The organism is Variovorax robiniae, from assembly GCF_037889955.1.
Taxonomy (GTDB): domain Bacteria; phylum Pseudomonadota; class Gammaproteobacteria; order Burkholderiales; family Burkholderiaceae_C; genus Variovorax; species Variovorax robiniae.
In genome coordinates this window covers 273,665-283,847 of sequence record NZ_JBBKZS010000005.1, presented here as the reverse complement: position 1 = coordinate 283,847, position 10,183 = coordinate 273,665, and the positions used below count along the sequence as shown (strand labels likewise).

Here is a 10,183-nt window from a genome sequence, read left to right as displayed (position 1 = left end):
CTTCAGGCGGCGCCTTCGCGCACCAGCACATGCGCCACGCGCTCGAACACGCGCACCGCCAGGCTCTGCAACGCGCCCTTCAGTTGCAGCTCGCCGCGGATCTCCATCGGCATCGGCCCGACCGGGTCGAGCACCGTCGCCGACAGCTCGAAGGTCGCGTGCTCGGACTTCGCCTTCTTGCCGTCCAGCCGCGAGGCCACCGGCCCGCCATGCACGGAGGCCAGCACCCAGTTGTCCAGCGTGTCCGAGGCGGCGGCGCCAATGCGCTTGAGCTTCACGTCGAGCGGCGGCCTCAACCGGTCCTCATCGACGAAGCGGCCGCTGACGCCTTCGCGGATGCGCTCCAGGTCGTCGCCGTCGACATAGCCGCGCGCCTCGACGACACCGGGCACACCCACCAGCACGAGCTGCGTGCGCGCATCGACCCAGCGGCCCTTGTGCAGCTCACGCGTCACGTCCAGCACCACGCCGTCGATCGGCGCCTGCACCACCAGGCGGGCCTGTTCGCGCAGGTAGCCGTCGATGCGGTCGCGCTCCATGCGCAGCTCGCGCACCAGCACCAGGCTGTCGGCCAGGTCCTTGGTGTCGGAGGTGCGGCGGGCCAGGCGTTCCTCGAGCAGTTGCGCGCGGTCACGGGCGCTGACGAGTTGCTGGTCCAGTTCCGGCGCGCCCATGCGGATCATGGGTTGGCCTTCCTTCACGACCTGCCCGGGCTCGACCAGGATCTCGTCGATGCGCGCCGGCCGCGGCGCGAAGGAGGGCACCTGCTGCGCCGCCGTGAGCACCGCCGGAATGCGCACGCGGTACGGCAGCGGCACCACGAAGAGCGCCACCAGCACCAGCACCACCAGCGCCGTGATGCGCAGTCGCGCGCCGCTCTCGCGCCGGCGCTTGAGCCACACGCGCACCTCGCGCCAGATCGGCAGCGCGATGAACCAGCCCAGCTCCACGATGAACATCACGATGCCCAGCACCTTGAAGAAGAAGTGGTAGACCAAGAGCGCGATGCCCAGGAACAGGAAGAAGCGGTAGATCCAGGTCGCGAAGGCGAAGCCGATGAAGAAGGCGCGCGAATGCGATCCTTCGGCGGGTGGTGGCTTGTCGCCATAGCCGAAGAGCTGTTCGCGCAGGAACCACTTGCCCATGTCGAAGGCGCGGTACTGAAGGTTCGGCACGTTCACGAGGTCGCTGAACAGGTAGTAGCCGTCGAAGCGCATCAGCGGGTTGATGTTGATCGCGATGCTCAGCACCCAGCCCGTGGTAGCCAGCGCAAAGGCCGCATGCCGCACCGGCCCATCGGGCACCAGCACCCACACCCATGTCGCGACCACGGCGACGATCAGCTCCACCGCCATGCCGGCCGCGTCGATCAGCACGCGCTGGCGGTGGCTGCGCAGGCGCCAGGCATCGGTGGTGTCGGTGTAGAGCACCGGCATCATCACGATGAAGGCCACGCCCATGGTGGTGATACGCGTGCCCATGCGCACCGCCGCATAGCCATGCCCCAGTTCGTGAAGCGTCTTCACCACGGCCAGGCTGATGCCGAAGGTGACGATGCCCGCGGCGCTGAACATCTCGGGCAGCGTGCTCTTGAAGGCCTCCCACTGCCGCGACACGAGGTACAGCCCGCCGAGCGCCGCCAGCAACAGCAGCCACCAGAACCAGGGCTTGAAGAAGAAACCGGTGAGATGCTGCGTCGCGCGCAGGAAGCGATCCGGCCGGGCCAGCGGCACCTTGAGGAACAGGTAGTTGTGCACGATGCGCGACCACAGCGAGCGCTTGCGCAACATCGCCTCGTGCTGCTGCGCGCGCGCATAGGTCGCATGCTCGATCGATTGCACCAGTTCGTTGCGCAACAGGAACTCCAGCAGCGAGGCCGCGCTGTGCTCCGCGATCGGCCGGCCGGTCTTCGCAGATGCGCGGGCGCGCAGCTCGTCCATCGTGCCCGGGCCCCAGCAGGCCAGCAGGTCAACCGCGTCCTGGTCGATCTCGAAGAAGCGCTGCGCCAGCGGGTCGTGGATCTTCCACGGCTCCTGCGCGCCGCCCTCGATCAGCCGCAGGTCGGGGCGCAGCGGCGGCAGCTGCCGGTCGGCCAGGCTCTCCTTCGTGAGAGGGCGCGGCAACGGCGCCGATTGCATGTCGCCAGGGTGCAGGACATGGTCCATGGCTCACATCCCGGTCCATTGGCGCAGCGCCGTGATCGGGCGCCTCAGCAGGTAGAAGAAGAGCGTGACCTGCTCGCCGTAGACGCGCGCGGTGCCGCGCAGGCCGAGGCGCGCCGCTGGGGCCGATGCGTCGGTGGCACGCGCGGTCACGATGAAGCTGGCGACGCCGGAGGGGTCGGTCTCGGCCTTGTAGGCGGCACGCACGACTTTCGCGTCGACGGGGCGCAACGGCGCGGCATCGAGGAACACGCGGGTCTCCGCGCCCTCGCGCAGGTTCACCGCATCAGCCACGGGAACCTTGAGCTGGAACTCGACCTGCGACGGATCGGCCACGCGCATGATCGCCTCGCCCACCACCACCGGCCGGCCGACCCAGTCGCGCGGATCGCCATACAGTGCCACGCCCGGTTGCTGCGCCTTGATCACGGCCTTGTCGAACATGGCCTTGGCATAGTCGCGCTCGGCGCGGGCCACGGCTTCCTCGGACTGCGCGATGGCCAGTTCGCGCTTGGCGGTGGCGTCCTCCATCGAGGCCTGCTGCAAGCGCAGCATCTTGGCGCGTGCCACTTCGAGCTTCTGCTGCGCGACCTCCGAATCGCTGCGCAGCGCGGTGTCGACCAATTGCACCAGCGGGTCGCCGACTTTCACCTGCGCGCCGGGCTCGACCAGGATGCGCTCGACCACGCCGGCAACCGGCGCGGCCACCACGAACGGGTCCAGCGGCGTGACTTCGACCGGCGCCAGCGTCGTCAAAGGCACCGGGATGAAAGCCAGCATCGCCGCGATGATCGCCAGCACCAGCGCGCTGCGGCGCATCGTGCGGCCCCAGTCGCGCGTGGGCTTGTTCCGCCCGATGATCGCGCTGGCGCCGTGGCCGTAGGCCTGGGCCAGTCGCGCGGCCAGCTTGCGGTGCGCCTCTTCCCATTCGGTGTCGCGCGCCAGCAGCCAGCCCGCATGCACCTGCCCGACGTCGGCCACCGGCACCCACATCATGTGGCGCAGCGCGGCCTCGGCGGTGCACGGGTCGCCCGGGTCGGCATGCGTGGGCAACGTGAAGATCTCGATGGCCGCGCGGTCGCTGCTGTCGGCCCACAGCCGGCTCGCCAGGTCCTCGTACCAGCGCAGCATCGGCGAATCGCGGTTGACCGACGACAGCGCCGACACCGCCGCGGCACGCCAGCCGCCGGAGGCATCGCGGCCATCGATGTCGCGCAAGGGATGGCGCGGCTCGAACACCAGCGCCTGGCCAAAGGGCAGCAGCACCACCGGCTCGTTCGCCAGGTGCGACCACAGCGCCTTCAGTCGGGTGCATTGGCGCAGGCTGCCCTCGACGCTGATGAGATGCACCAGTCCGCCGCCGGGCGCGCTGGCGGCCTTCGTTGGCGCGGGTGCGCCGCCATCACCGGCAGCGGGCTTGCCTTCACGCACGACCAGCCGCGGCTTGCCTGCGGGCTTGCCAGCATCGATCGCCTCAGTGCCCTGGACTTCGCTTGGCTGGCTCACGGTGTGTTCAGCGACTCGTGCCGCTGCTCCCTTTGGGTGGCGTGGCGGGCGTGGGTGCCGACGCTGGTGTCGCGGCGGCAGGCGCGGGCGCCGCCGTTGCGCCTGCCACCTGTTCCAGCCGCGCTTGTCCGCTCATGCCGGGCAGTACGCCGGCCGGCACGTTGGGCACCTTGCAGACGATCTTCACGGTCTGGCTCACTGCGTCGACAGCGCCGGAGATGCGGTCGACCACGGCCTTCACCGTCGCGCCGGTCTCGTCCACCTTGAAGTCGAAGCTGGAGCCCACCTTGAGCCAGCTCAGCCACTTCGACGGCACCACCATGTACAGCTCCAGCGGCCCATCGCTGACGATGCGCATCAGCTTCTCGTTCGCTGGCGGCGCCTCGTGCGTGCGCGCCATCGTCTCGACCACGCGGCCCGCGAAGGGCGCGACGACACGGCAGCCCGCCATGCGCGCCTGGATCGTCTGCGCCTGCGCGCCCCGCTCCTTCTCCTTGAGCACCGCGATGTCGGCATCGGCACGGCCGGTCGCGCCCATGCTCAGCAACTCCTTCTGCACCGTGGCGTTGCGCGCCTCCGCCGCTTCGCCCGCGCGGGCCGCGCGCAGGTCGGCGGCCAGGCGGTTGCAATCGAAGGTGACCAGCGCGGCGCCCTTGGGAAAGCGATCGCCTTCGCGGTACGGCATGCTGACGATGACCTCCGACACCGTGCTCGACAGCGTGGCCTCGTTCTGTGCGCGCAGCACGCCGCGCGCGATGCTGGCGTCGGCGCCGCCGCTGCCGCCACTCTGCGCGACGGTCAGTGTGCATGCGAGCAACAGGCTTGACGCGCCGACGGCCCGTGCCATGCAATGCCGCTTCATTGCCGCCTGGTGGTGGTTGCGGCCAGCGCGTCGTCGCGCTGCGCCCAGAGTGTGCGCAGCTTGTTCGACAGCACCTCGACCGAGTCGCTGCTGCTCATGCTGTTGTCGATCGGATCGATCCCGATGGACGCATAGATGTTGGCGTAGGCGTTCTGCAGGTCGGCCAGCGCCACGTCCAGCCGCACCTCCGACACGACCGTGTTCATCTGTTCGCGGATCAGCGTCTGCCGGCTCAGCTTCTCGGCCTTGAAGCCGGCATCGAACTGGTTCTCGATCTTGCTCTGCACCGCGAGGTAGCGCTGTGCCGTGTCGAGTTCGCGCAGGCGGAACTCGTAGCGCGCGCGGCTCACCTGCACCTGCGTGGCCACGGCCATGGTCAGTGCCTTGGCGCGTTCGTCGAGCAGGTCGTTCTGGGCCTGCACGCGCGCCTTGTCGGCCGGCAGGCGGAACACGTTCAGCACGTTCCAGCTGGCGCGCGCGCCATAGCCCATCCAGTTGTTGTTGTAGAGGTAGCTGTTGCTGCTCCAGTCGGCGCCGACGAACAGGCGCAGGCTGGGCAGCGTGCGCAGGATGGCGGCCACGCCTTCGCGGTCGTTGCTGCGGATCTGGTAGGCCACCTCGCGCAGCTCCGGCCGGTTCTCGATGGCCATGCGCAGCATCTCGGCGTTCTGCATGCGCACCGGCTGCCACGGTGTATTGCGCGGTGGCAGCACGACCTGGAACTGCGTCTCCGGCGGCACGTTCATCAGGGCCGCGAGCTGTTGCTTGGCCACGCTGAGTTCACGCGCCAGCGTCTGCGCCTCGCGCCGGATGCTGAGCAGTTCACGCTGGTAGCTCAATGCGGAGAGCGGCGCGGTCAGGCCGGTGCTCTGCTGCTGCTCGGCCTGTTCCAGCGCCTCCTGCGTTACTTTTTCCAGGTCGGTGATCTTGGTCAGCAGGCGCTGCGCGCTCACCGCGCGCCAGTAGGCCGAGCGCACGTCCTCGACGATGCGGTTGATCACCTTGCGCTTGCGTTCCTCCGACAGCATCACTTCGTCGGCGGCCTGCTGCGCGCGCACATAGGACAGTCCGAAGTCGAGCACATCCCAGCTCATCGTGAGGTCCGTGGCGAGCACCTCGCGGTCGCTCGAGGTCGACGGCTCCAGGCTGATGCGTCCGGTCAGCAGGGACCGGCTGAAGCCACCCGACTCGTTGTTGCGACCGGAGTAGTCGAGGTCGACCAGGAGCTTGGGCAGCATGTCGAAGCGCTTGAGGTCCAGGTCCCGGGTACGCAAGGCCTGGTCCATCACCTCGACGCGATAGTCGAGGTTGTACTTGATGGCGCGCGCCATCGCGTTGTACAGGTCCACCGGCGCCGTGACCGGTTCCTGGTCCGCCGCCATTCGAGCAATCAGCGCCGCGGCACGGTCCTTGTTCTTCTGTTCGTCAAGCGCCGCGGGTGTGATCGCGCAACCATTCAAGGCTCCGCATATCACCACGATGCTGGCCGACAGGGCAGTCAGGCTGCGAGTCGGCGTTCGACGTACTTGGGGCGATAGACCGGATGACTCCGTGCGTCCGGTCTCCAACTTCCCAGTTGTTGACATTGCCACCTCGTCGGATTGTTGTGCGCGGAGGTTAACGCCCACTTCCTGCGAAGAAAATAGACAATGAAACAATTGAGTGACAAATTCCTACTGATACGGTCAGGTGTTTTTAAGGGAGCGCAGGGCCGTGCGCGCGGGCCCGCCGAAGAGGTTCGGGATGAGTCGATTGACGCGAGCGGGGGTTACCGATGTATCAATCGGAACGCTTCTTGAAGCCTTCCTGCATTTCGTTCTTTTCCTCCACTTCGCGCTCGAGGAAATAGTTCAGGAAGGTTCGGATGACCGCGACCGCGGCCAGGTGTCCCACCTGTTCCCAGGTGGGTGAGAAGGATGTGTTGACGATGTCCGCCGCCAGCTGGAAGGTGAGCGCCGCCATCAGCCATCGTGCAAAGCCAAGCCAGACCGCACGCCGCTGGTAGCCGGCGTTGTCGGCGTGCTTCCAGATCCCCACGCGCACGATCTGCACCAGGGCCGCGACCGCGCCGATCGCGATGAACAGCACCGCGAACGTTTCGATCACGAGCGAAATGAGGTGTGCAATCTCGCGCAGCGAGATTTCCAGGTGTTCCAGTTCCATCTGCGCGTCCTCGTCTTGCCAATGTTGCTAGTGAAACGGACCGATGTTGAAGCTCATGCCCAGGACGGCCACGAGTCCGAGGGCCAGCAACAGGATCGCGATGATGAAGGTCATCGAGACCGGGAAATGGCTCTCCGCATGGACCAGCCCCTGTGCATGCAGCAGCGCGCGCTCCTTGCGCAGGCCGCGCATGAAGCCGATGTGATAGAGGATGCCCAGCACCAGCATCGCCAGGCCAAGCCACACCAGCGTCTCTCCGAAATTGCGGGGCGCCGTGCTGCTCTTGAGCAGGTCCGCCTGGTGCGCCTTCTGGAACACCTGGAAGATCGTGAAGCCGAACCCGATCAGCGACAGCGAGGTGCGGATCACCGACATCAGCGTGCGGTCCGCGCTCATGCGCGTGCGCTGGAAGGACATGCCGGTGCGGCGCGACGACAGCTCGGTGGATTTGTCTTCTGCGGACCCGCCGGATGCCGGGCGGGTCGGGGTGGCGTCGCGCTGTCCGTCCATGCGTCAGCCTCTATGCGGGACCCGGGGCGCGCGAGATGCAGCGGAAGCCGAGGTGACAGGTCGAAGTGTCGATGTCCTGCGGCATGCGCGCAGCGGGCCGGTAGCGCTTGCAATAGTTGGGTGCGCAGAGGTACGAGCCTCCCTTCATGACCTTGCGCGGAATGCGCAGGCCGGCCGACGCGCTGGGGTTGGGGCTGTCCTCCGCCGTGCCGCCGCGCGGGTTGGTCAGCGTGCAGCAGGGGTGCGCGATCTTGCCGTGGTCCTGGTACCAGTCGGTGGTCCATTCCCAGACGTTGCCGGTCATGTCGTGGAGGCCATAGCCGTTGGGCGGGAACGAACCCACCGGGGCCGTCCATTCATAGCCGTCTTCCAGGTGGTTCTGCCACGGGAATTCGCCTTGCCAGGTGTTGGCCATGTGGCGGCGTCCGGGCGTCAGTTCGTCGCCCCATGCGTACTCGGCGCCGTCGAGTCCGCCGCGCGCGGCGAACTCCCATTCGGCCTCGGTCGGCAGTTCCTTGCCGGCCCATGTCGCATAGGCCTGCGCGTCCTCGAAGGCCACGTGCACCACCGGGTGCTTCCACAGCCCCTGCAGTCCGCTCTTGGGCCCGCGCGGATGCTTCCAGTTGGCGCCGGCCACATAGGTCCACCAGTTGTGGTGGTTGCCGAGGTCCACGCGTTGCGCGGCCTTCTGGAACATCACCGAGGACGGCACGAGCAAGGCAGGGTCGGCGCCCGGATAGTCTGCCGCATTGGCCGGCCGCTCGGCCAGCGTGACGTGGCCGGTGGCATCGACGAAGCGCTTGAACTCGGCGTTGGTGACCGTGTGCCGGTCGATCCAGAAGCCGTCCACGGCCACGCGATGCGCGGGTGCTTCTTCCGGGTAGTGATCGTCCGACCCCATGCGGAAGGTACCGCCCGGAATCCACACCATGTTGTCGCCGGGCGCCGCATGCGCCGTCGCCTTCGGGGGGGCTGCTTTCACGAGATCGTTCAATTCAAAAGTCCCTGGTAGCTGATGCGTCATGCAATCGATGGGCGTAGGTTGCCGCCCGCTCATCGCATCGTCAATGGCAAAGCGGATGTTGTACCTCAAGAGGTGGCCGCGGCTACTGGCCTTTGGTGCAGGTCCGGCCCATGTGAAGCAGCCCCCGCTGCGAGGCAACGGGGGCTGCTTCGTGAGGCTGGCGCCGAGGCGCGAAGCGTCAGGCGGCCACGGCTTCCTCTGCGGCGGGCTGCACGCTGGCGCCTGCGCTGGCCTGCGCCGGCACGCCGCGGATCATGTCCACCGCCTTCTCCGCGATCATCACGGTCGGCGCATTGGTGTTGCCGCCGACGACCGTCGGCATGATCGAGGCGTCGACCACGCGCAGGCCCTGCAGGCCGCGCACGCGCAATTGCTCGTCCACCACCGCCATGCGATCGCTGGCCGGGCCCATCTTGCAGGTTCCTACCGGGTGGTATTGCGTGTCGGCGCGGTTGCGGATGTCTTCCTTGATCGCGGCCACGTCGTTGCGGTCCACCTTGTAGAGCATCTTGCCGCGGTAGCTGTCGAAGGGGCGCGCCTCCAGGATGCCCATCTGCAACTGCACGCCCTTGACCAGGATGTCGAGGTCGCGCTCGTCGTCCAGGAACTTGGGGTCGATCACCGGTGCGACGGTGGCATCGCGGCTGGCCAGTTTCACGGTGCCGCGGCTGTGGGGGCGCAGCAGGTCGACGTGGCATGAATAGCCGTGGCCCATGTGCATCTTGCGGCTGTGGTCGTCCACCACCGCGACCACGAACACCAGTTGCAGGTCGGGCACCTTCACCTCGGGCGAGGAGCGGACGAAGCCGCCGGACTCGGCGAAGTTGGAGGTCACGATGCCGGTGCGCTGCTTCCGCCATTCGGAGATGGCCGAGATGACGCGCATGCCGCCGCGCAGCGAGAGGCCGAAGGTCTCGTTCGGCGACTTCGTCTTGTAGCTCTGCACGTGGTCGATGTGGTCCTGCAGGTTCTCGCCGACACCGGGCAGGTCCTGCACCACCGGGATGCCGAGCTTCTGCAAGTCCGCTGCCGGGCCCACGCCCGACATCAGCAGGATCTGCGGCGAGCCGAAGGCACCGGACGAAAGGATGACCTCGCGCCGTGCGCGCACCTGCTTCTCCACGCCGTCCTGGGTGTAGGCGACACCGACGGCGCGCTTGCCTTCGAACAGGATGCACGAGGTCAGCGCGTTCGTGCGCACCGAGAGGTTGGGGCGGAACAGGTTGGGCGTGATGTAGCCCTTGGCCACGCTGTGGCGTTCGCCGTTCTTCTGCGTCACCTGGTACATCCCCGCGCCGAACTGCTCGGCGCCGTTGAGGTCCTTGTTGAGCGGGATGCCCTGCTGCTGGCAGGCCTCCAGGAAGGCCCGGTTGATGGGGCTCGGGCTGCGCAGTTCGGCCACGTTGAGCGGGCCGCTGGTGCCGTGCAGCGGATCGTTGCGTTGCGTCTCGTTGTTCTCGGCGCGGACGAAGTAAGGCAGGACTTCCTCGTGGGACCAGCCGGCGTTGCCCAGCGACGACCAGTGGTCGTAGTCCCAGCGGTTGCCCCGGATGTAGACCATGGCGTTGATCGAGCTGGAGCCGCCCAGCGTCTTGCCGCGCGGCTGGTAGCCCTTGCGGCCGTTCAGGCCCTTCTGCGGGACGGTTTCATAGGCCCAGTTGTTGAAGGCGCGCGGGAGCATCGTCACCACGCCCAGTGGCGCGTGGATCATCACGCTCGAATCCGGGCCGCCGGCTTCCAGCATGCAGACCGTGGTCGCGGAGTCCTCGCTCAATCGCGATGCGACCACGCATCCGCCCGAACCGCCGCCAACGACGACATAGTCAAACTCTTCAATGCTCATGGTTGTCTCTCATTTCTCTTTGGGGAATCGGTGCTCGGGTGCCTTGGAAAAGCGGTGCGGAGAATAAGGCCGGGCCGGTCGGAAACAAGCGCTGACGCGGGAAACCATCGCTG

8 protein-coding genes are annotated in these 10,183 nt (G+C 67.4%); all 8 read right to left on the bottom strand.

The window, feature by feature from the left end; genetic code table 11:
• Positions 1-2: 2 nt before the first annotated feature.
• The gene (locus WKW79_RS14695) at positions 3-2,165 is read right to left on the bottom strand and encodes a site-2 protease family protein (RefSeq protein ID WP_340335905.1); all 2,163 of its coding nucleotides are present in this window, start codon (positions 2,163-2,165) and stop codon (positions 3-5) included.
• A gap of 3 nt (positions 2,166-2,168) precedes the next feature.
• Complete coding sequence (locus tag WKW79_RS14690; RefSeq protein ID WP_340335904.1) at positions 2,169-3,668, bottom strand: efflux RND transporter periplasmic adaptor subunit; 1,500 nt, start codon at positions 3,666-3,668, stop codon at positions 2,169-2,171.
• A gap of 7 nt (positions 3,669-3,675) precedes the next feature.
• Positions 3,676-4,515, bottom strand: coding sequence for an efflux RND transporter periplasmic adaptor subunit (locus WKW79_RS14685; protein ID WP_340335903.1), 840 nt, complete (start codon positions 4,513-4,515; stop codon positions 3,676-3,678).
• Positions 4,516-4,526: 11 nt separating this feature from the next.
• Positions 4,527-5,990: a TolC family protein gene (locus tag WKW79_RS14680; protein WP_340335902.1), complete on the bottom strand. Its 1,464-nt coding sequence runs from the start codon at positions 5,988-5,990 to the stop codon at positions 4,527-4,529.
• A 319-nt stretch (positions 5,991-6,309) separates the two neighbouring features.
• Entirely contained in the window at positions 6,310-6,693 is a 384-nt protein-coding gene (locus WKW79_RS14675) for a DUF1622 domain-containing protein (protein WP_340335901.1), read from the bottom strand.
• Between the two features lie 27 nt (positions 6,694-6,720).
• Complete coding sequence (locus WKW79_RS14670; protein WP_340335900.1) at positions 6,721-7,203, bottom strand: YidH family protein; 483 nt, start codon at positions 7,201-7,203, stop codon at positions 6,721-6,723.
• A gap of 10 nt (positions 7,204-7,213) precedes the next feature.
• Positions 7,214-8,185, bottom strand: coding sequence for a formylglycine-generating enzyme family protein (locus WKW79_RS14665; protein ID WP_340335899.1), 972 nt, complete (start codon positions 8,183-8,185; stop codon positions 7,214-7,216).
• Positions 8,186-8,405: 220 nt separating this feature from the next.
• On the bottom strand, positions 8,406-10,070 hold the full coding sequence (locus tag WKW79_RS14660) for a GMC family oxidoreductase (protein WP_340335898.1): 1,665 nt from the start codon (positions 10,068-10,070) through the stop codon (positions 8,406-8,408).
• Between the last annotated feature and the right edge of the window lie 113 nt (positions 10,071-10,183).

Coding starts and splice junctions, on each gene's coding strand:
- WKW79_RS14670 (WP_340335900.1), bottom strand. CDS start 7,203: ATGGACGGACAGCGCGACGCCACCCCGACCCGCCCGGCATCCGGCGGG.
- WKW79_RS14675 (WP_340335901.1), bottom strand. CDS start 6,693: ATGGAACTGGAACACCTGGAAATCTCGCTGCGCGAGATTGCACACCTC.
- WKW79_RS14660 (WP_340335898.1), bottom strand. CDS start 10,070: ATGAGCATTGAAGAGTTTGACTATGTCGTCGTTGGCGGCGGTTCGGGC.
- WKW79_RS14695 (WP_340335905.1), bottom strand. CDS start 2,165: ATGGACCATGTCCTGCACCCTGGCGACATGCAATCGGCGCCGTTGCCG.
- WKW79_RS14685 (WP_340335903.1), bottom strand. CDS start 4,515: ATGGCACGGGCCGTCGGCGCGTCAAGCCTGTTGCTCGCATGCACACTG.